Annotated in this window: 18 protein-coding genes; 12 read left to right on the top strand and 6 right to left on the bottom strand. The window is 62.0% G+C overall.

The window, feature by feature from the left end; all coding sequences use genetic code 11:
- The first annotated feature begins 12 nt into the window (after positions 1–12).
- The 6 genes from hisS (at position 13) to QMK50_RS08695 (ending at position 6,860) form a co-directional block, all read left to right on the top strand.
- A complete protein-coding gene (hisS, locus tag QMK50_RS08720; RefSeq protein ID WP_095166040.1) occupies positions 13–1,302 on the top strand; it encodes a histidine--tRNA ligase in 1,290 nt (429 codons plus the stop codon).
- A 40-nt stretch (positions 1,303–1,342) separates the two neighbouring features.
- Positions 1,343–1,984, top strand: a complete 642-nt coding sequence (locus QMK50_RS08715) for a tetratricopeptide repeat protein (protein WP_095166039.1) — start codon at positions 1,343–1,345, stop codon at positions 1,982–1,984.
- Positions 1,977–3,128 carry an outer membrane protein assembly factor BamB gene (gene bamB, locus QMK50_RS08710; RefSeq protein ID WP_095166036.1) on the top strand — a complete coding sequence of 384 codons (1,152 nt, stop codon included), beginning with the start codon at positions 1,977–1,979 and terminating at the stop codon, positions 3,126–3,128. Before QMK50_RS08715 ends, bamB begins: the two co-directional genes overlap by 8 nt.
- Positions 3,129–3,311: 183 nt before the next feature.
- Positions 3,312–4,775, top strand: coding sequence for a ribosome biogenesis GTPase Der (gene der, locus QMK50_RS08705; RefSeq protein ID WP_159997797.1), 1,464 nt, complete (start codon positions 3,312–3,314; stop codon positions 4,773–4,775).
- Between the two features lie 157 nt (positions 4,776–4,932).
- Positions 4,933–6,081, top strand: a complete 1,149-nt coding sequence (locus QMK50_RS08700; protein WP_095166034.1) for a pyridoxal phosphate-dependent aminotransferase — start codon at positions 4,933–4,935, stop codon at positions 6,079–6,081.
- On the top strand, positions 6,069–6,860 hold the full coding sequence (locus tag QMK50_RS08695) for an amidohydrolase (RefSeq protein ID WP_095166032.1): 792 nt from the start codon (positions 6,069–6,071) through the stop codon (positions 6,858–6,860). Before QMK50_RS08700 ends, QMK50_RS08695 begins: the two co-directional genes overlap by 13 nt.
- 174 nt (positions 6,861–7,034) lie before the next feature.
- On the opposite strand, the gene leuA is transcribed toward QMK50_RS08695, so the two are convergent.
- The 4 genes from leuA to QMK50_RS08675 all read right to left on the bottom strand — a co-directional run bounded on the left by leuA (position 7,035) and on the right by QMK50_RS08675 (position 12,218).
- Positions 7,035–8,714 (bottom strand): 2-isopropylmalate synthase, encoded by a 1,680-nt coding sequence (gene leuA / locus QMK50_RS08690; protein ID WP_320332958.1) that lies wholly within the window; start codon positions 8,712–8,714, stop codon positions 7,035–7,037.
- 358 nt (positions 8,715–9,072) lie between these two features.
- Complete coding sequence (locus tag QMK50_RS08685; RefSeq protein WP_159997795.1) at positions 9,073–9,894, bottom strand: peptidoglycan DD-metalloendopeptidase family protein; 822 nt, start codon at positions 9,892–9,894, stop codon at positions 9,073–9,075.
- A gap of 3 nt (positions 9,895–9,897) precedes the next feature.
- Positions 9,898–11,277: an exodeoxyribonuclease VII large subunit gene (gene xseA, locus QMK50_RS08680; RefSeq protein ID WP_159998906.1), complete on the bottom strand. Its 1,380-nt coding sequence runs from the start codon at positions 11,275–11,277 to the stop codon at positions 9,898–9,900.
- Between the two features lie 44 nt (positions 11,278–11,321).
- Positions 11,322–12,218, bottom strand: a complete 897-nt coding sequence (locus tag QMK50_RS08675; protein ID WP_095166026.1) for a LysR family transcriptional regulator — start codon at positions 12,216–12,218, stop codon at positions 11,322–11,324.
- Positions 12,219–12,317: 99 nt separating this feature from the next.
- Here QMK50_RS08675 and QMK50_RS08670 point away from each other — a divergent pair, with 99 nt between their 5' ends.
- The 6 genes from QMK50_RS08670 (at position 12,318) to tadA (ending at position 19,122) form a co-directional block, all read left to right on the top strand.
- Positions 12,318–13,085 carry a sulfite exporter TauE/SafE family protein gene (locus tag QMK50_RS08670; protein WP_159997791.1) on the top strand — a complete coding sequence of 256 codons (768 nt, stop codon included), beginning with the start codon at positions 12,318–12,320 and terminating at the stop codon, positions 13,083–13,085.
- Between the two features lie 135 nt (positions 13,086–13,220).
- Positions 13,221–13,769: a sugar ABC transporter ATPase gene (locus tag QMK50_RS08665; RefSeq protein WP_095166022.1), complete on the top strand. Its 549-nt coding sequence runs from the start codon at positions 13,221–13,223 to the stop codon at positions 13,767–13,769.
- 116 nt (positions 13,770–13,885) lie between these two features.
- Positions 13,886–15,355: an IMP dehydrogenase gene (gene guaB, locus QMK50_RS08660; RefSeq protein ID WP_095166020.1), complete on the top strand. Its 1,470-nt coding sequence runs from the start codon at positions 13,886–13,888 to the stop codon at positions 15,353–15,355.
- A 99-nt stretch (positions 15,356–15,454) separates the two neighbouring features.
- Positions 15,455–17,032, top strand: coding sequence for a glutamine-hydrolyzing GMP synthase (gene guaA, locus QMK50_RS08655; protein ID WP_095166018.1), 1,578 nt, complete (start codon positions 15,455–15,457; stop codon positions 17,030–17,032).
- 216 nt (positions 17,033–17,248) lie between these two features.
- Positions 17,249–18,625 (top strand): multicopper oxidase family protein, encoded by a 1,377-nt coding sequence (locus QMK50_RS08650; RefSeq protein ID WP_095166140.1) that lies wholly within the window; start codon positions 17,249–17,251, stop codon positions 18,623–18,625.
- On the top strand, positions 18,625–19,122 hold the full coding sequence (gene tadA, locus QMK50_RS08645; RefSeq protein WP_095166016.1) for a tRNA adenosine(34) deaminase TadA: 498 nt from the start codon (positions 18,625–18,627) through the stop codon (positions 19,120–19,122). The genes QMK50_RS08650 and tadA overlap by 1 nt, the downstream gene beginning before the upstream one ends.
- A gap of 126 nt (positions 19,123–19,248) precedes the next feature.
- Here tadA and cmoB read toward each other — a convergent pair whose 3' ends face one another.
- Positions 19,249–20,205, bottom strand: coding sequence for a tRNA 5-methoxyuridine(34)/uridine 5-oxyacetic acid(34) synthase CmoB (gene cmoB, locus QMK50_RS08640; protein WP_095166014.1), 957 nt, complete (start codon positions 20,203–20,205; stop codon positions 19,249–19,251).
- A complete protein-coding gene (cmoA, locus tag QMK50_RS08635; protein ID WP_095166012.1) occupies positions 20,202–20,945 on the bottom strand; it encodes a carboxy-S-adenosyl-L-methionine synthase CmoA in 744 nt (247 codons plus the stop codon). Before cmoA ends, cmoB begins: the two co-directional genes overlap by 4 nt.
- Positions 20,946–21,061 lie beyond the last annotated feature (116 nt).

Here is a 21,061-nt window from a genome sequence, read left to right as displayed (position 1 = left end):
TAAGGAATTTTTGTGAGCAAGTCTCTGCAAGCCATCCGTGGCATGAACGACATCCTGCCCGAACAGACCCCACTGTGGCGTCATTTCGAAGGCACTGTTTCGCGTCTGCTGGATAACTACGGTTACAAGCAGATCCGCATGCCGATCGTCGAGTTCACCGAGCTGTTCAAGCGCTCCATCGGTGAAGTGACCGATATCGTCGAAAAAGAGATGTACACCTTCGAGGACCGCAACGGCGATTCGCTGACCCTGCGTCCCGAGGGTACCGCAGCCTGCGTCCGGGCCGTGCTGGAGCACGGCATCACCGGCGGTGGCCAGGTGCAGAAACTCTGGTACATCGGCCCGATGTTCCGCCACGAGCGTCCACAGAAAGGCCGCTATCGCCAGTTCCACCAGATCGGTGTCGAAGTGTTCAACCTCGACGGTCCGGACATCGATGCCGAGCTGATCGTGCTGACCTGGCGCCTGTGGGGCGAGCTGGGGATCCGCGATGCGGTCAAGCTCGAGCTCAACAGCCTGGGCACCAGCGAGTCCCGTGGGCGTTACCGCGAGGCGCTGGTCGAGTACCTCTCGGCACGCCTGGACCAACTGGACGAAGACAGCCAGCGTCGCCTGAAGACCAACCCGCTGCGCGTGCTCGACACCAAGAACGCCGATACCCAGGCGGTACTGGTCGATGCACCGAAGATGGCCGACTACCTGGATGACGAGTCGCGCGCGCACTTCGAAGGCCTCAAGGCCCGTCTGGACGCCGCCGGCATTCCTTATGTGATCAACCCCAAGCTGGTGCGCGGGCTGGATTACTACAGCAAGACCGTATTCGAATGGGTCACCGACAAGCTCGGCGCCCAGGGCACCGTGTGCGCGGGCGGCCGTTACGATGGCCTGGTCGAGCAGATGGGCGGCAAACCGACCACCGGCGTGGGTTTCGCCATGGGCATCGAGCGCCTGGTGTTGCTGCTGGAAACCCTGGAGCAGATCCCGCAAGAGATTTCCCGGCAGGTCGACGTCTACCTGTGCGCCTTTGGCGAGGCTGCCGAACTGGCCGCCCTGACCCTGAGCGAGCGGGTGCGTGACCAGTTGCCCAACCTGCGCCTGCAAGTGAACGCCGGCGCTGGCAGCTTCAAAAGCCAGTTCAAGAAAGCCGACAAGAGCGGTGCGCTGTACGCACTGATCCTCGGTGACGACGAGATGGCCCAGCAAGTGGTAGGTTTCAAACCCCTGCGTGGCCAGGGCGAACAACAAAGCATTGCCTGGGACGCGCTCGCCGCTCACCTGGCCACCTGCGTCGTGCAGGGTTGAAGCTGTCAAACAGCCGATTTAGCGAATAAGGAGTATTGGGGTGTCGAGTACCGAAGATGAACAGCTGGCGGATTTGAAGGACTGGTGGACGCGCAACGGTAAACCCCTGGTCACTGGCGGCCTGTTGGCGCTGGTCATCGTGTTCGGCTGGCAGGCGTTCCAGAAGTATCAGAGCAACCAGTCGCAAGGCGCCTCGATGCTCTACCAGGAATTGCTGGAAACCACGCTGACCCCGGACGGCAAGCCTGACGCGGCCCGTGTCGCGGACCTCGCCAACAAGCTCAACAGCGAGTTCGGTGGTACTGCCTACGCGCAGTACGGTCGCCTGTTCGTGGCCAAGGTCGCGGTCGACAGCGGCAAGCTCGACGACGCTGCCAACGAACTCAAGGCCGTGGCTGACAAACCGGTCAACCCGACCCTGGGCGAAGTGGCGCGTCAGCGTCTGGCCCAGGTGCTGGCGGCGCAGAACAAGACCGACGAAGCCCTGAAGCTGCTCGAAGGCGACGCGGACAAGGCATTCCTGGCCACTCGCGAGGAACTCAAGGGTGACCTGCTGGTCCAGTTGGGTCGTACCGACGAAGCCCATGCGGCATACCAGAAAGCCAAGGCGGCGCTGTCGGATGAAGCAGCGGTCGGTGGCCTACAAATCAAGCTGGACGACCTGGCCAAAGGGGATGCGTGACGTGATTCGTTGGAAACATGCAGCATTGCTGGCTCTGGCCGTCCTGGCCGCGGGTTGCAGCAGCAACAGCAAAAAAGAACTGCCACCGGCCGAACTGGTCGACTTCAAGGAAGAAGTGGTCCTGCAAAAGCAGTGGAGTCGTTCGATCGGTGACGGTCAGGGCGAAACCTACAACATGCTGGTGCCGGCCATCGACGGCGATACCATCTATGCCGGTGACGTGAATGGCACGGTCATGGCGATGGATCGCGGCAACGGTGACGTCAAGTGGGAGAAAGACCTCGAGCTGCCGGTTTCCGGCGCCGTCGGCGTGGGTTACGGGCTGGTCATGGTCGGTACCCTCAAGGGTGAAGTCATTGCCCTGGATGCCATCAACGGTGAAGAGAAGTGGCGTGCCCGGGTCACCAGCGAAGTGCTGGCCCCGCCTGCCAACAACGGTGATGTGGTCGTGGTGCAAACCCAGGACGATCGCCTGATCGGTCTGGACGCCGCCACTGGCAACCAGCGTTGGTTGTACGACAGCACCCCGGCGGTCCTGACCCTGCGCGGTACCAGTGCGCCGATCGTGACCAACCGCCTGGCGCTGGCCGGTCTGTCGACCGGTAAAGTGGTGGCGCTGAACATCAACAACGGCGTGCCGATGTGGGAAACGCGTGTAGCGATCCCGCAGGGCCGTTCCGAGTTGGATCGTGTAGTCGACATCGACGGTGGCCTGCTGTTGTCCGGCGGTACCCTGTATGTCGCCAGTTACCAGGGTCGCGTTGCGGCACTGGACTTGGAGAGCGGTCGTCAGCTGTGGCAGCGTGATGCTTCCAGCTACGCCGGTGTCGCTCAAGGTTTCGGCAACGTTTATGTGAGTCTGTCTTCGGGTACCGTTGAAGGCGTCGACGAACGTTCCACCACAGCCTTGTGGAGCAACGATTCGCTGGCCCGTCGTCAACTGTCGGCCCCGGAAGTGTTCTCCAGCTACGTTGCAGTCGGTGACCTGGAAGGTTACCTGCACCTGTTGAGTCAGGTGGATGGCCGTTTCGTCGGCCGTGAACGCATCGACAGCGACGGCCTTCGTGCCCGTCCGCTGGTGGTGGGTGACACGATTTATGTGTATGGCAACAGCGGCAAACTGGAAGCGCTGACCATCAAGTAAGAACTATGCTGGACCTATAGGTAGGAGCGAGCTTGCTCGCGATGGACGTCAACGATAACGCGTGCAGTCTGGATAAACGCGGTGTGGTGACGTTCTTCGCGAGCAAGCTCGCTCCTACACGAGCACCAGCCGCTGCCTCGCAGCGGCTTTTGTATTTTCTGAAATAACGAAGTGGAGAGCCGCATGGTTCCCGTAATCGCCCTGGTGGGCCGACCGAACGTCGGCAAATCCACCATGTTCAACCGCCTGACCAAAAGCCGCGACGCTATTGTCGGCGACCTTTCCGGTCTGACCCGTGATCGCCAATACGGTGAGGCAAAGTGGCAAGGGCGCTCCTATATCCTGGTCGACACCGGTGGTATTTCCGGTGACGAACACGGCATGGACGAAAAGATGGCCGAGCAGTCGCTGCTGGCCATCGAAGAAGCCGATGTCGTTCTGTTCCTGGTAGACGCCAAGGCGGGCTTCACCGCCGCTGACCAGATGATTGCCGAGCACTTGCGCAAGCGCAACAAACGCTCCCTGCTGGTTGCCAACAAGATCGACAACATCGATCCGGAAATGGCCCGCGCTGAATTTGCCCCCCTGGGCATGGGCCACGCCATTGGCGTTGCCGGTGCACAAGGTCGCGGTGTCAACACCCTGCTGGAAGCCGCCCTCGCCGAATTCCCGCGTGACACCGAAGAAGAGGATCTGAACGCCAACGTCGCCGAAGGCGAAGAAGCGGTACGGATTCCTGGTCCAAGCGAAAAAGACGGCATCAAGATCGCTATCATCGGCCGGCCGAACGTCGGCAAGTCGACCCTGGTCAACCGCATGCTCGGTGAAGACCGGGTGATCGTCTATGACGAACCCGGCACCACTCGCGACAGCATCTATATCCCGTTCGAGCGTAACGACGAGAAGTACACGCTGATCGACACCGCGGGTGTGCGCAAGCGCGGCAAGATCAACGAGGAAGTCGAAAAGTTCTCGGTGGTCAAGACCCTGCAAGCGATCAAAGACGCCAACGTGGTGATCTTTGTGATGGACGCCCGTGAAGGTGTGGTCGACCACGACCTGAACCTGCTGGGCTTTGCCCTGGAAGCCGGTCGCGCCATCGTTATCGCACTGAACAAGTGGGACGGCATGACGTCCTCGGAACGCGACTTCGTGAAGATCGAGCTGGAGCGTCGGTTGTTCTTCGTCGACTTCGCCGACATCCACTTCATCTCGGCCTTGCACGGCACTGGCGTGGGCAACCTGTACCAGTCGGTACAGAACTCGTTCAAGTCGGCGATCACTCGCTGGCCGACCAACCGCCTGACCCAGATCCTCGAAGACGCCGTGGGCGAGCACGCGCCGCCGATGGTCAACAACCGCCGGATCAAGCTGCGCTATGCCCACTTGGGTGGTGCCAACCCGCCGCTGATCGTGATCCACGGTAACCAGGTCGAGAAGGTTCCGAATTCCTACGTGCGTTACCTGGAAAACACTTACCGCCGTGTGCTGAAGCTGGTCGGTACGCCGATCCGCATCGAGTTCAAGGGTGGCGAGAACCCGTATGAGGCGAAGAAGAACACGCTCACCGACCGCCAGGTCAACAAGAAGCGCCGTTTGATGTCGCACCACAAGAAAGCCGACAAGAAGCGCCGCGATAAAAAGTGAGCCGCTTCGATTGAGCCGCTGCAAGTGAACGCTTGCAGCTTGCTCAAGCCAGCAAAAAGGGTCCTCTTCAGGACCCTTTTTTGCATCTGCTGGGTTGAGGCTTGACCACTTGCCGCTTGTCGCTTGAAACTCATGGCTCACCAGCAGGGGCCCACTGATGATCACCAGCAAGCTGCCGAATGTCGGCATCACTATCTTCACCCAAATGTCCCAGCTCGCGGCTTCGAGCGGCGCGCTCAACCTGTCCCAGGGTTTCCCCGATTTCGATGGCCCGCAAGCCCTGCGCGATGCGCTGGGGTGGCATGTTGCCAATGGGCACAACCAGTATTGCCCCATGACCGGCCTGCCGGCATTGCGCCAACAGGTGGCGGCCAAGATCGCCCGCAGCTATGGGGTCAGCGTCGATGCCGAGGATGAGGTGACGATCACCCCGGGTGCCACCCAGGCGATCTTCTGCGCGATCCAGGCGGTGATCCACAGCGGTGACGAGGTCATCGTCTTTGACCCGGCCTATGACAGCTACGAGCCCTCGGTGGCCCTGGCAGGCGGGCGCTGCGTGCACGTGCAACTGGCGGCGAAGGATTTCTCGATCGACTTCCAGGCTCTGAAGGATGCGCTCAGCCCGCGCACGCGGATGATCATCCTCAACTCGCCGCACAACCCCAGTGGCGCGCTGATTTCCCGTGCCGAGCTGGAGCAACTGGCCGAGTTGATCCGTGACCGCGACATCTACCTGGTCAGCGACGAGGTCTATGAGCACCTCGTTTATGACGGCGTACCCCATGTCAGCGTGCTGGCCCATGAAGAGCTGTATCAACGCGCCTTTGTGGTCAGTTCGTTCGGCAAGACCTACCACGTCACCGGCTGGAAGACCGGCTACGTGGTGGCGCCACCGGCCCTCACGGCAGAGCTGCGCAAGGTGCACCAGTACGTCAGCTTCTGCGGCGTGACCCCGTTGCAGTACGCGCTGGCCGACTATATGGCGGCCCATCCGGAGCACGTCGAACAACTGCCGGCGTTCTATCAGGCCAAGCGTGACCTGTTCTGCGATCTGCTGCAGCCATCGCGATTCAGCTTTACCCGGGTCACCGGGACGTATTTCCAACTGGTCGATTACTCGCAGATCCGCCCGGACCTGAACGATGTCGACATGGCTGTCTGGATGACCCGTGAGCACGGTGTGGCGGCGATTCCGGTGTCAGTGTTCTACCAGAACCCACCGCAGGAACAGCGCCTGGTGCGCCTGTGTTTTGCCAAGCGAGAGGAGACGCTGCGTGAGGCGGCGGAAAAATTATGCGTGATCTGAGCAACCTGCCCAACCTCAACCTGGCGCTGATCCAGACCACCCTGGCCTGGCACGACCGCCAGGCCAATCTCGAGCACTTCGAACTGTTGCTGGAGCAGGCGCGCGGCGCGGACCTGATCATCCTGCCGGAGATGTTCACCACGGGTTTCTCCATGGAGTCGGCCACCCTCGCCGAAGCGGAAAACGGCCCGACCAGCAAATGGCTGCGGACCCAGGCGGCGAAGCTGGATGCGGTGATTACCGGCAGCATCATCGTCCAGGCCGCCGATGGCAGCCACCGCAACCGCCTGCTGTGGGCGCGACCCGATGGCGAAGTCTGGCATTACGACAAGCGTCACCTGTTCCGCATGGCGGGCGAACACAATCACTTCACGCCTGGCGAGCGCCAAGTGCAGTTCGAACTCAAGGGGTGGCGCATACGGCCGCTGATTTGCTACGACCTGCGCTTCCCGGTGTGGAGCCGCGATCCCCAGGACACTGACCTGCTGCTGTACACCGCCAACTGGCCGGGCGCGCGCCGCCAGCACTGGAATCGCCTGCTGCCGGCCCGGGCCATCGAGAACCTGTGTTACGTCGCCGCGGTGAACCGGGTGGGTACCGATGGCAAGGGCTTTGCCTATACCGGCGACAGCCAGGTGCTGGACTTCCAGGGCGAGACCCTGCTCAGCGCTGGCGAGGCGGACGGGGTGTTCCAGGTGGTGCTCGACGCGGCCGAACTGGCCGCCTACCGCACGCGGTTCCCGGCGAACCTGGATGCTGATACCTTCGAGTTCACCTGAATTTCGCATCGTCTGATCTGGCCTCATCGCGGGCAAGCCCGCTCCCACAATGGATTGCACACCCTCTACTAATGTGGGAGCGGGCCGGGCGGCGCTCCGCTTGCCCGCGATGAGGCCCTCAAGGGCAAACAAAAAGGCCCCGAAATTCGGGGCCTTTTGCATTGCAGCGTAGGCTTAAGCCGCTTTGGCCTGTGGCTGGCTCAGGGAGCGGTTCAGCGCGCTGAACAGGGCCTTGAAGCTGGCGGTGGTGATGTTTTCATCGATGCCCACGCCATGCACTGCGCGTTCGCCGTTGACTCGCAGTTCAATGTAGGCCGCGGCCTTGGCATTGGTCCCCGCGCCGATGGCGTGTTCGTTGTAGTCCATGATCTCCACCGGGATCGGCAAACCGGCCACCAGGGCTTCCAGGGCGCCATTGCCCTTGCCGCGCCAGTGCAGGTTGGTTTCGCCCTGGCCCTTGCTCGAGACTTCCACTTCCACGGCGCTGTGGCCGTTTTCTTCCTGCAGGCGATGGCTGACCAGCGCGTACGGGGTGTTGGCCTGCAAGTACTCGCTGTGCAGCAAGGCGTGGATCTGTTGTGCGGTCATCTCGAGGCCCAGGCGATCGGTCTCGCGTTGCACCACCTGGCTGAACTCGATCTGCATGCGGCGCGGCAAGTTGATGCCGTATTCCTGTTCCAGCAGGTAGGCAATCCCGCCTTTGCCGGACTGGCTGTTGACGCGGATCACCGCCTCGTAGCTGCGCCCGATGTCGGCCGGGTCGATCGGCAAGTACGGCACTTCCCACAGGGCGTCCGCCTGCTGCTGGGCGAAGCCCTTGCGGATGGCGTCCTGGTGGGAGCCGGAGAACGCGGTGTGCACCAGGTCGCCGACATAAGGGTGACGTGGGTGCACGGCAATCTGGTTGCACTCTTCGACGACTTTACGCACGCCGTCGATGTCGGAGAAGTCCAGCTCAGGGTTCACGCCCTGGGTGTAGAGGTTCAAGGCCACGGTGACCAGGTCGACGTTGCCGGTGCGCTCGCCGTTGCCGAACAGGCAGCCTTCGACACGGTCGGCGCCAGCCATCAGGCCCAGCTCGGTGGCAGCAACACCAGTGCCACGGTCGTTGTGGGTGTGCAGGCTGATGAGCACGCTGTCACGACGGTTGATGTGGCGGCCGAACCACTCGATCTGGTCGGCGTAGATGTTCGGCGTGGCGCACTCGACGGTCGCAGGCAGGTTGAGGATCATCTTGTGTTCCGGCGTCGGGTTCCAGACCTCGATCACCGCGTCACAGACTTCCTTGGCGAACTCCAGTTCAGTGGCGCTGAAGGTCTCCGGCGAGTATTCGAACGTCCACTCGGTCTCCGGCTGCTGCGCGGCGTACTTGACGAACAGCTTGGCGGCGCTGACCGCGATTTCCTTGATGCCGTCCTTGTCCTGGTTGAAGACGATCCGGCGGAAGGATGGGGAGGTGGCGTTGTAGAGGTGAACGATGGCCTTTTTCGCCCCGCGCAGGGATTCGAAGGTGCGGGCGATCAGGTCTTCACGACCCTGGGTCAACACCTGGATGGTGGTGTCGTCAGGGATGTGGCCGTCTTCGATCAAGGTCCGCACGAAGTCGAAATCGGTTTGCGAAGCGGCCGGGAAGGACGCTTCGATTTCCTTCACGCCCACCTGCACCAGGGTTTTCCAGAAGCGCAGCTTTTTCACCGCATCCATCGGCTCGATCAGCGACTGGTTGCCATCGCGCAAGTCGGAGCTGCACCAGATCGGCGCGGACGTGATGGTCTTCGACGGCCAGGTGCGATCTGGAATGTCGATGGTCGGGAACGCGCGGTATTTCGAAGACGGGTCTTTGAGCATGCTCATCTGGGAGTCCTTATTCTGTTGTTGGCCGAAAAGAGGCGGCCTGCCGGTGGATCACTGTTGCGTTGGATAAATCTAGGGGCGAGGCGCTGCGATTCAGCCTGGCAGTCGTGCGCTGACGAGGCACAGGCTGCGGTGCTGGCGAAGCTGAATGAGGGTGTGAGAGGTTTTCATGCTTTCAACCCTAACCGCGCCGGGAAAAGATGGCAAGCAGTCGAAAAACTTTGATAGGAATACTCGAAAAGTTACTTTTATCGAGATTTTATTGCGGGCTGCTTTGATAATTATCTGGATGTTTGCGTAGGGGTGGAGCAATGCGCAATTGAAGGCTGGCGATGAGGCCGCCAGCCTCGCCAATCCATCAGGGCTGGAATGCCCCAATGAAAATCGCCGGGTCAACCCGCGCATCGTTCAGGCTGATATTCCAGTGCATGTGCGGACCGGTCGCGCGGCCGGTGGCGCCGACCTTGCCGACCACGGCACCACGTGCCAGCGTCTGGCCGAGCTTCACGTCGATCTTCGACATGTGGCAGAACATGCTGATGAAGCCCTGGCCGTGGTCGACGAACACGGTATTGCCGTTGAAGAAGTAGTTACCGATCAGGATCACCTTGCCATTGGCCGGGGTCTTGATCGGGGTCCCGGCGGGTACGGCGAAGTCCAGGCCCGAGTGGGGATTGCGCTCTTCACCGTTGAAGAAACGGCGCACGCCGAACTTGCTCGACAGTGGCCCGTTGACCGGTTTGTCCAGCAGCAGGTTGCTCGGGGTATTGGGGCTGAAAGTGCGGTAAGCCTGGATCTGCACGGCCAGCTCGCTCTCGATGCGCTTGAGGTTGGCCGGGTTGGGGTTGACCTGTTGGGTGTTTTTCAGGGTGATGCGTTGTTCCGGGTATTTCTTGTTACCCACCGCGAAGCTCAAGTTGCGTCCCGCGCTGCTGATTTGTTGGGTACCTGGCTTGACGGTCAGGGGCACGCCGACAATCGCCAGCCAGTTGTTCTGTTCCTTGACCACCAGCACCGGCTTGCCCTGGTAGCTGGCTTTGGGCGCCTGCGCCGCAGAACCGAGGTCGACCACCGCCACACCACCCGGCACTGGCTTGTTCAGCAGGCGGGTGATGTAACTGTCGGCGTGGGCGTTGAAGGTCAGGCATAACAGCAGCAGCGGAGCAAAAAAACGCGGCATCGATCAATCCAGTAGAGAAAGGGTGACGGGTGTCAGGTGATTGTCTTCGACCCGGACCTGCAATTGGCCTTCGCCCAGCTTGGCTGTCAGGCGCTGGCCGGTATGGGTTTGTCCGGCGCTGCGGATCGCATTGCCACGTTCATCGAGCAAAATGCTGTAGCCACGGGCCAGTGTCGCGAGCGGGCTGACCACCTGCAGGGTCTGGACCTGACTTTGCAACTGCAGGCGCCGGGACTTGAGCCCTTCACGCATGGCCCGGGGCAAACGTTCGGCAAAACTATCCAGGCGCTGGCGCAGCAATGCCAGTTGCCGCCCCGGATGTTGCCCGGCGAGGCGGGTTTCCAGGCGGATCAAGCGTTCGCGGCGGGTGTTGAGGCTGCGCTCGAAGGCTCGACGCAGGCGCATGTCCAGATCATCGAGGCGTTGTGCTTGTTGGCGCAGGCGTTCACCCGGATGGCGCAGGCGGCGGGACATGCCTTCCAGGCGCAAGCGATCGCGCATCAGGCGGTCGCGTATGCGCATCACCAGGCGCCGATGCAGGCTTTCGACCCGGCGCAGCAGGTCGCTGGAGTCCGGTGCCAGCAGTTCGGCGGCGGCCGACGGCGTGGGCGCGCGGACGTCCGCCACGAAGTCGCTGATCGACACGTCGGTTTCATGCCCGACGGCGCTGACGATTGGCGTGACGCAGGCATCCACGGCACGGGCCACGGCTTCTTCGTTGAAGCACCAGAGGTCTTCCAGCGAGCCGCCGCCCCGGGCCAGGATCAAGGCGTCAAAACCCCTGGCGTCGGCCAGTTGCAGGGCGCGGACAATCTGCGCGGTGGCCTCGCGGCCTTGCACGGCGGTGGGGATCAAGGTCAGCGACACCTGGGGCGCACGGCGGCGAAACACGCTGATGATGTCGCGGATCACCGCGCCGGTGGGCGAACTGATAATGCCAATGCGCTGCGGATGGGCCGGCAGCGGCACTTTGCGCTCGGCGCTGAACAGGCCTTCGGCGCTGAGCTTTTCCTTCAGTGCATCGAATGCCAGGCGCAGTGCACCTTCGCCAGCGGGCTCGACAGTATCGAGAATCAGCTGGTAGTCGCCGCGTCCTTCAAACAGCGAGACCTTGCCCCGCACCTTGACGGCGAGGCCATCCTTGAGAGCCTGGCGCACCCGTGCGGCGTTCTGCCGGAACAGCGCGCAACGCACCTGGGCGCCGCTGTCCTTGAGGGTGAAATACACATGACCGGACGCCGGGCGGGCGAGGTTGGAGATTTCGCCTTCGACCCAGATGTTGCTGAACACGTCTTCGAGCAGCACCCGCGCGCGGCCGTTGAGTTGGCTGACGGTGAGGACTTCGCGGTCCAGGCCGAGTCTTGCAAAGGGATCTTTAATCATGGGGCGCATGATAAAGCCAATCTCCCGCGCAATGCACGATCCCCCTACGTCGGCCGGCTGATGTGTTCAACGAATTGCTCGACCAGCGCGCTGGGATCTTGCCGGCAGGCGAGGGCGACGCTGCTGTAGCAATCCGGGTCGGCCAAGGGCAGGAAGTGAATGTCCGGCGGCGCGATGTCCTGCATCGATTCGGGGAGCAGGGCAATGCCGAACCCGGCCTGGATCAATTGCAACTGGGTGGTTTTGCGCGACACCACCCGCGCGGCCTTGGGAAAGAAACCCTGGCGCATGCACAGCTCGGCGGACAGGTAACTCAAGCCGCCGCGTTGCGGGTGCGGAATGGAGATGAACGGCAACTCCCTCAGTTGCCCCAGCTCGATGCCTTGTTCGGGTGTATTGCGCGCCAATGCATGCCCAGGCGGCACCGCCAGCAGCAAGCGTTCGCGGTACAGCTCGATGATCTGCACCCCTTCGCGCTGGCGCAGCACGGGCAGGCGCAGCAGGCCAACGTCCAGGCGGCCCTCGGCGAGTTCCTGCAGTTGGGCCTCGGAGGACAGCTTGACGATGTCCATCGACACGTCCACCTGCTGCTCCAGGTAAGCGCTGATGCCGCGCAGCACCCGGCCACTCATGGGCACGGTGCTGGAGTGACTCAGGCGCAAGGTGCCGAGTTGGCCGTTGCCGACCTGCGTCGCCATCTCACTGGCCTTGAGCAGTTCACTGAGCAGGCTTGCGGCCCGAGGCAGGAAAGCCTGACCGGCGGCGGTGAGCCGTGGCTGACGCGCCGTGCGCTCGAATAGCGGGGTCTGCAGGCGGCTCTCCATGTCCTTGATCTGCCGGCTCAGGGCTGATTGGGCGATGAACAGGCGTTCGGCGGCGGCACTGAAGCTGCCGCACTCGGCGATTTCCACGAAGTAACGCAGTTGACGGGTCGAAAGCACAAGCCATGCCTTTTTGAGATGGGTTGAGGGTCGGGAAGATATTAGTCGCAATGCTCCACGCTGGCTAAAGTGATCAGCGCCAAATTAAGGAAAGCCCTGATGAACCTGATCGAGTTATTGCAGCAATGGCCATTCGGCGCCACGGACTGGCTGATCATCGCCCTGGCAATCAGCCTGGCCTATATCGTGTTTGGCATTGCCGGTTTTGGCACGGCCCTGGTGGCGGGGCCGATCCTGATCCTGTTCCTGCCGCTGTCGAAAATCGTGCCCTTGCTGGTCCTGCTGGATTTTGTCGCCGCGTTCGGCAACCTGCTGCCCTCGCGCCGTGATGTGGCCAGGCCGGAGTTGTTGCGCCTGCTGCCGTGCATGGCGCTGGGCTGCACCCTGGGGGTGATCTTCCTGCTGAACCTCAAGTCCGACTTGTTGTTGCTATTGATGGGCCTGTTCATCACGGCCTACGCCATGTACAGCCTATGGGTGAAGGTACGCCCGGCGCAGCTGGCCGCCGGTTGGGCGATTCCCATGGGCACGGTCGGTGGCTTGTTTGGCGCGTTGTTCGGCAGTGGCGGCTTTTTGTATGCGATTTATCTCAACAGCCGCCTGTCCAAGGACGCCGCCCGCGCCACGCAAAGTGCCTTGATCAGTTGCAGCACCCTGGTGCGCTTGAGCCTGTTCCTGATCGCCGGGGTCTACGCCGAGCTACCCTTGTTACTGTTGGCCCTGTGTCTGTTGCCGGCCATGGCGCTGGGATTGTGGATCGGCCGGCGCCTGGCCCTGAAGTTGTCTCGCGAGGCCTTCGTGCGGTTGGTGACCTGGCTGGTGCTGGCCAGCGGGATTGCCTTGCTGACCCGCTACTTCAGCACTTGACCTGAGTCTGTCAGGGATTAAGCTGCCGGCCTTTAGGGCGCCATCGCGGGCAAGCCCGCTCCCACATCAGACTCGATCACCTGTGGGAGCGGGCTTGCCCGCGATGGCGGCAGTAGCCATACAGCAGGACTCGTCATGAACTCGCAAAGCATCCTCGTCCCGAAAATCTCCACCCTGCCGGTGCACGAACCCCGGGCGCGGGCGATTGTGCGGTGGTTGGTGCGCAAGAACATCATCGAAGAACAACTCACAACCTGCGGGCGCACTGGCAATCGCATGGCCCACGCCATTGCCCCTGGCGCGCGCGACGTGGTGCTGCACCCGCAGGCGCTGCCGTTCGGTGAGCCGATCAACGGCCTGGAGATCGTCACCAAGCGTTGCATCTATACCCCCGCCAAAGGGTTTCTCGAGGAGGCCGGCTGCGCCGAGTGCCGCAAGGAAGTCGGCGAGGCGCTGTTCGACAGCCTGGAAGACTGGATGCCCGGGCGCACCGACAACTTCATCTGCCCCGAATGCGGGCATGAAGACGACATCAATGGCTTCCTGTTCTTGCAGGAGTGCGGGTTCTCCAACCTGGGCTTTATCTTCAACAACTGGGCCGAGGCCGGGTTCAAGCAGAGTTTTATCGACGAATTTGCCGAGTGGCTGGACTTGCCGGTCAGTTGGGTCAAGGTCGAGTTGTAGGCGACAACAACCCCCGTCGATCACCGCGTCGATAATAGACAGAGTTTTACATTGAACCTGAGGGGGTGTCTGACTATAATGTCGCGCTTCCAATTTCCCGCTCGGGAGCCCCCGCGATGCTGCGTATCAGCCAAGAAGCTCTGACCTTCGACGACATTCTTTTAGTGCCCGGTTATTCCGAAGTACTGCCTAATGAAGTCAGTTTGAAGACCCGCCTTACCCGTGGCATCGAGCTGAATATCCCACTGGTTTCCGCCGCCATGGACACCGTCACTGAAGCCCGTCTGGCAATCGCCATGGCTCAGGAAGGTGGCATCGGCATTATCCACAAGAACATGACCATCGAGCAGCAAGCTGCCGAAGTGCGCAAGGTCAAGCGTTACGAAGCCGGTGTGGTCAAGGACCCGATCACCATCGAGGCTGACGCCACCGTTCGCGAACTGCTCGAACTGACCGGCCTGCATAACATCTCCGGTGTTCCTGTGCTGCACGATGGCGACCTGGTCGGCATCGTAACCTCCCGCGACGTCCGTTTCGAAAACCGTATGGAAGCCACTGTCCGTGAAGTGATGACGCCTAAAGAGCGCCTGGTCACGGTCAAGGAAGGCGCCGACAAGAACGACGTGCGCGAACTGCTGCACAAGCACCGCATCGAGCGCGTGCTGATCGTCGACGACAAGTTTGCCCTCAAAGGCATGATGACCGTCAACGACATCGAAAAAGCCAAGGCTTACCCGCTGGCCAGCAAGGACGATCAAGGTCGTCTGCGTGTGGGCGCTGCCGTCGGTACCGGTAAAGACACCGGTGATCGCGTCGCAGCCCTGGTCAACGCCGGCGTTGACGTGGTGGTGGTCGACACTGCCCACGGTCACTCCAAAGGCGTGATCGACCGCGTGCGTTGGGTCAAGCAGAACTTCCCGCAAGTCCAGGTGATCGGCGGCAACATCGCCACCGGCGCTGCTGCCAAGGCCCTGGCCGAAGCGGGCGCGGATGCGGTCAAGGTCGGTATCGGCCCTGGCTCGATCTGCACCACCCGTATCGTCGCGGGTGTCGGCGTGCCGCAAATCAGCGCCATCGCCAACGTTGCCGCTGCCCTTGAAGGCACTGGCGTGCCGTTGATCGCCGATGGCGGCATCCGTTTCTCCGGTGACCTGTCCAAGGCCATCGTGGCCGGTGCGTCCTGCGTGATGATGGGCTCGATGTTCGCCGGTACTGAAGAAGCGCCAGGCGAGATCGAACTGTACCAGGGCCGTTCGTACAAGGCTTATCGCGGCATGGGTTCGCTGGGCGCCATGTCCCAGGCGCAAGGCTCCTCCGACCGTTACTTCCAGGACTCCTCGGCAGGCGCCGAGAAACTGGTTCCGGAAGGGATCGAGGGCCGTGTTCCTTACAAGGGCACCCTGAGCGCGATCATTCACCAACTGATGGGCGGCCTGCGTTCCTCGATGGGCTACACCGGCAGCGCCGACATCGAAGAAATGCGCACCAAGCCTGAGTTCGTGCGGATCACCGGTGCCGGCATGGCCGAATCCCACGTTCATGACGTGCAGATCACCAAAGAAGCGCCAAACTACCGCGTAGGTTGAGGCTTCAGGCAAATCATCAAGCAACCGGGGCTGTTTTATTCAGCCCCGAGTTGTTTCTGAATCAAGACTGTTTCTGAATTACTAAGACGAGACTGAATCATGGCCCTCGACATTCACGCTCACCGCATCCTGATCCTCGACTTCGGTTCCCAGTACACCCAACTGATCGCCCGCCGCGTGCGTGAGATCGGCGTGTACTGCGAACTGCACCCGTTCGACATGGACGATGAAGCGATTCGCGAGTTCGCTCCCAAAGGCGTCATCCTCGCCGGCGGCCCCGAGTCCGTGCACGTCGCCGACAGCCCGCGCTGCCCGCAAGCGGTGTTTGACCTGGGCGTGCCGGTCTTCGGTATCTGCTACGGCATGCAGACCATGGCTGAACAGCTGGGTGGCAAGGTCGAAGGTTCCGAGCTGCGTGAGTTCGGTTATGCCCGCGTTGACGTGGTCGGCAAGAGCCGCCTGCTCGACGGCATCGAAGACCACATCGACGCCGACGGCCTGTTCGGCCTCGACGTATGGATGAGCCACGGTGACAAGGTCACCAAGATGCCGGAAGACTTCCACATCCTGGCCAGCACCCCGAGCTGCCCGATCGCCGGCATGTTCAACGACGAACGCGGCTACTACGGCGTGCAGTTCCACCCGGAAGTGACCCACACCAAGCAGGGCGGGCGCATCCTGTCGCGCTTCATCCTCGACATCTGCGGTTGCGAAGCCCTGTGGACGCCGTCGAAGATCGCCGAAGACGCCATCGCCAACATCCGTGCCCAAGTAGGTACCGACAACGTGCTGCTGGGTCTGTCTGGCGGTGTCGACTCCTCGGTCGTTGCCGCGCTGTTGCACAAGGCCATCGGCGACCAGTTGACCTGCGTCTTCGTCGACAACGGCCTGCTGCGTCTGCACGAAGGCGAGCAAGTGATGGCCATGTTCGCCGAGAACATGGGCGTCAAGGTGATCCGTGCCAACGCCGAAGAGCAGTTCCTCAACAACCTGGCTGGCGAAAGCGACCCAGAGAAGAAACGCAAGATCATCGGCCGTACCTTCATCGACGTGTTTGATGCCCAGTCCAACAATCTGGACAACATCAAGTACCTGGCCCAGGGCACCATCTACCCGGACGTGATCGAGTCGGCTGGCGCCAAGAGCGGCAAGGCCCACGTGATCAAGTCGCACCACAACGTGGGTGGCCTGCCGGAAGAAATGAACCTCAAGCTGGTGGAACCCCTGCGCGAGCTGTTCAAGGACGAAGTCCGTCGTCTGGGTCTGGAACTGGGCCTGCCGTACGACATGGTCTATCGCCACCCGTTCCCGGGCCCGGGCCTGGGCGTGCGGATCCTCGGTGAAGTGAAGAAGGAATACGCTGACCTGCTGCGTCGTGCCGACCACATCTTCATCGAAGAACTGCGCAAGGCCGACTGGTACCACAAGGTCAGCCAGGCGTTCGTAGTGTTCCAGCCGGTGAAATCGGTTGGCGTGGTTGGCGATGGCCGTCGTTACGCCTGGGTCGTGGCCCTGCGTGCCGTGGAAACCATCGACTTCATGACCGCGCGTTGGGCACACCTGCCTTACGAACTGCTGGAAACCGTCAGCGGCCGCATCATCAATGAAATCGAAGGCATCTCCCGCGTCACCTACGACGTGTCGAGCAAGCCGCCGGCGACCATTGAGTGGGAATGATCCCGCGCAAGCCTTGATGGCTTGATTGCCGGTATCAAAAAAGGCCGTGTGGACCTGGTGTTCATACGGCCTTTTTGCGTTGTGGGGGGCGCTCGTCTGGTTTGCCTGCGTCCCGTGGTCACGTCCGGTTTGCTGTTTCTTTCACAATTGCGGGTGTATCGTATTCGCCTTTTGCGGGCCCTGGGCCTGCGGCAGATACGTGAGGTAGTTGAGTCCATGTCCTTTACCCGTCGACAAATACTCGGTGGTTTGGCCGGTCTGGCAGTAGTTGGCGTCGGGGCCGGTGGTGCATCGCGTTACTGGCTGGGGAAAGTGGCGGACGCCAATGCCGGGCATGACTACGAGCTGATTGCCGCGCCGCTGGACGTGGAGCTGGTGCCCGGGCACAAGACCCAGGCCTGGGCCTTTGGCCCTTCGGCGCCAGGGACCGAACTGCGGGTGCGCCAGGGCGAGTGGCTGCGGGTGCGTTTCATCAACCACCTGCCGGTGGCGACCACCATTCACTGGCACGGCATCCGCCTGCCTCTGGAGATGGATGGCGTGCCCTACGTCTCGCAACTTCCGGTGCTGCCGGGCGAGTATTTCGACTACAAGTTCCGCGTGCCGGATGCCGGCAGCTACTGGTACCACCCGCACGTCAGCAGCAGCGAGGAGCTGGGTCGCGGCCTGGTCGGGCCGTTGATTGTCGAGGAGCGCGAGCCCACCGGCTTCAAGTACGAACAAACCCTGAGCCTGAAAAACTGGCACATCGATGAACAAGGCAACTTTGTCGAGTTCAGCATCCCCCGGGAAGCGGCCCGTGGCGGTACAGCGGGGCGCCTGTCGACCATCAACGGCGTGCCGTTGCCCGTCATCGACTTGCCTGCCGGGCAGATCACTCGCGTGCGCCTGCTCAACCTCGATAACACCCTGACCTATCGCATCAACATTCCCGGGGTCGAGGCGCAGATCTACGCGCTGGATGGCAACCCGGTACAGCCGCGGCCGCTGGGCAAGGAGTACTGGCTCGGTCCGGGCATGCGCATCTGCCTGGCGATCAAGGCGCCGCCAGCGGGCACTGAGTTGTCCCTGCGTAACGGCCCGGTGCGCCTGGGCACCCTGCGTTCGGTGGCCAACACGGATGCACCGGGTGAGTGGCCACCGGCGCTGCCCGCCAACCCGGTTGCCGAGCCGGACATGGCCACTGCGCAGAAGCTCAACTTTAACTTCGAGTGGGTCGGTTCGGTCTCGGTCAATGTCGAAAACGGCAAGCCCCCCAGCCTGTGGCAGATCAACGGCCAGGCCTGGGACATCACCGACAAGACCTGCGCCGACCGACCGATTGCTACGCTCAAGCTAGGCCAAAGCTACATATTCGAATTGAAGAACATGACCCAGTACCAGCACCCGATCCACCTGCACGGCATGAGCTTCAAGGTCATTGCCTCGAACCGGCACAAGGTGATCCCGTACTTCACCGACACTTACCTGCTGGGCAAAAACGAGCGCGCGCAAGTGGCGCTGGTGGCGGATAACCCTGGGGTGTGGATGTTCCATTGCCATGTGATCGACCACATGGAAACCGGCCTGATGGCCGCGATCGAGGTGAAGTGATGCGCCAGATTCGCCCGAGCGCCATTATCGACCGCAGCCGTGACCAGCACTTTATGCGCGAAGCCCTGCTGCTGGCGGCCCAGGGAGCGGCCCTCGGCGAGGTGCCGGTGGGTGCGGTGCTGGTGCAGGACGGGGAGATCATCGGGCGCGGCTTCAACTGCCCGATCAGTGGCAGCGACCCCAGCGCCCACGCCGAAATGGTCGCGATCCGCGCTGCCGCCCAGGCCCTGAACAACTACCGCCTGCCCGGCAGCACGCTCTATGTGACGCTGGAGCCGTGCAGCATGTGCGCCGGGCTGATCGTCCACTCGCGCATCGCCCGGGTGGTGTACGGCGCATTGGAGCCCAAGGCCGGGATCGTGCAGAGCCAGGGGCAGTTTTTCACCCAGGGCTTTCTCAACCACCGGGTGCTGTACGAAGGCGGAGTCCTGGCCGAGGAGTGCGGGACGGTGTTAAGCGAGTTCTTCAAGGCCCGCAGAGCTAAATCTTCAGAATAACTACTAACCCTGTGGGAGCGGGCTTGCCCGCGATGAGGCCCTTTCAGTCAACGAAGATGTTGAATGTTAGACCGCTATCGCGGGCAAGCCCGCTCCCACAGGTTTTTTTGTGTCAGGAAGATCGGGTTACTTCCTGGCCACAATCACCGCGCGCATCGGCGCTGGCAGGCCTTCGATGGTCTTGCCGTGGTCATCCGGGTCGAGGAAGTCGCTCAGCGACTGATACTTCATCCACTCGGTGGCGCGTTGTTCCTCGATGCTGGTCACGCTGACATCCACGCAGCGCACGTCGCTGAACCCGGCGCGGCGCAGCCACAGCATCAATGCTGGAACCGAAGGCAGGAACCAGACGTTGCGCATCTGCGCGTAGCGGTCTTCCGGCACCAGTACCTGCTGCTCGTTGCCCTCGATCACCAGGGTTTCGAGCACCAGTTCCCCGCCCTTGACCAGGCAATCCTTGAGCGCCAGCAAATGCTCGATCGGCGAGCGGCGATGGTAGAACACGCCCATGGAGAACACCGTGTCGAAGCCTTCCAGGTTCGCTGGCAAGTCTTCGAACGGGAACGGCAGGTGCCAGGCATTGGGCTCGGACAGGTAGCGCTGCACGGCCTGGAACTGGCAGAAGAACAGCCAGTTGGGGTCGACGCCGATGACACTGTCGGCCCCGGCGCCGAGCATGCGCCACATGTAGTAGCCATTGCCGCAGCCGACATCGAGGATGCGTTTGCCCACAAGGTCCAGGTGCGGGGCGACCCGCGACCATTTCCAGTCCGAACGCCATTCGGTGTCGACGTGCACGCCGAACAGGTCGAACGGCCCTTTGCGCCATGGTGAAAGGCCCATCAGGGCCGTGCGCATTTGCGCGCGGGTTGCATCGTCGCAATCGGTGTCCAGCTTCAGGCCGTTGAGCAAATCGACTTCGCTTGGCTGGATCTTCGGCAGGGCGTCCAGCGCGCTTTGCCAGCGCTCCAGGTCACCGTGGCCCTTCTCCATTTTCACGTCGAGTTGCGCTTGCAGGGTGTTGGCCCAGTCGGCCAGCGGCGTGCCGGCCAGGCGGCGGGCGAGGGGAGACAGATCAATCATGGCAAGGCAATCAACGAGGCAAAGTTAAGACACTGGAACCACGGCACGACTTTCGAGAACCCGGCGGCCAGCAGGCGTTCGGTGTGTTCTTCGAGGCTGTCGGGCTTCATGACGTTTTCGATGGCGCTGCGTTTCTGGGCAATTTCCAGTTCGCTGTAGCCGTTGGCGCGCTTGAACGCGATGTGCAGGTCGCCGAGCAGCTGGTGCTCCTGGGCATCGGCAAAGCGCAGTTTTTCCGAGAGGATCAGCGCGCCGCCGGGCAACAACGACTGACGGATACGCCCGAGCAGGGCCAGGCGTTGTTCAGGGGCGATGAACTGCAGGGTAAAGTTCAGCGCCACCACCGAGGCCGGCTTGAATTCGAGGGCCAGGATGTCACCCTCGATCACCTCCACCGGCAGCAGTTCCTGGAACATCGAGTCCTGGCCGTTGAGGTATTCACGGCAGCGTTCGACCATGGCGGCGGAGTTATCCACCGCGATCACCCGGCAACCGTCCGTACGCACGTGCCGGCGCAGGGCCTGGGTCACCGCGCCGAGGGATGACCCCAGGTCGTACAGCACGCTGTCCGGCTGGGCAAACTGCGCCGCCAGCACACCGAGGTTTTCGACAATGGTCGGGTAACCCGGCACCGAGCGCTTGATCATGTCCGGGAACACTCGCACCACGTCCTCGTTAAAGGCGAAGTCGGGTACCTGGGCCAAAGGCTGGGCGAAAAGGCGATCGGGTTCTTTGCTCACGGCGGTTCCAGCGGCGGAATTGGAAAAGGCCGGCATTTTAGCCAAGTTGGCGCGCAGATGCGCGGCTTGTCTGATAAAGCGCCCTGGCAGGTATTGGCGTATCGCGAGCAGGCTCG

The sequence above is a fragment of the Pseudomonas sp. P5_152 genome (assembly GCF_033989915.1).
Taxonomy (GTDB): Bacteria; Pseudomonadota; Gammaproteobacteria; order Pseudomonadales; family Pseudomonadaceae; genus Aquipseudomonas.
The sequence above is the reverse complement of the archived record's forward strand: the minus strand, read 5'-3'. Positions and strand labels throughout refer to the sequence as shown.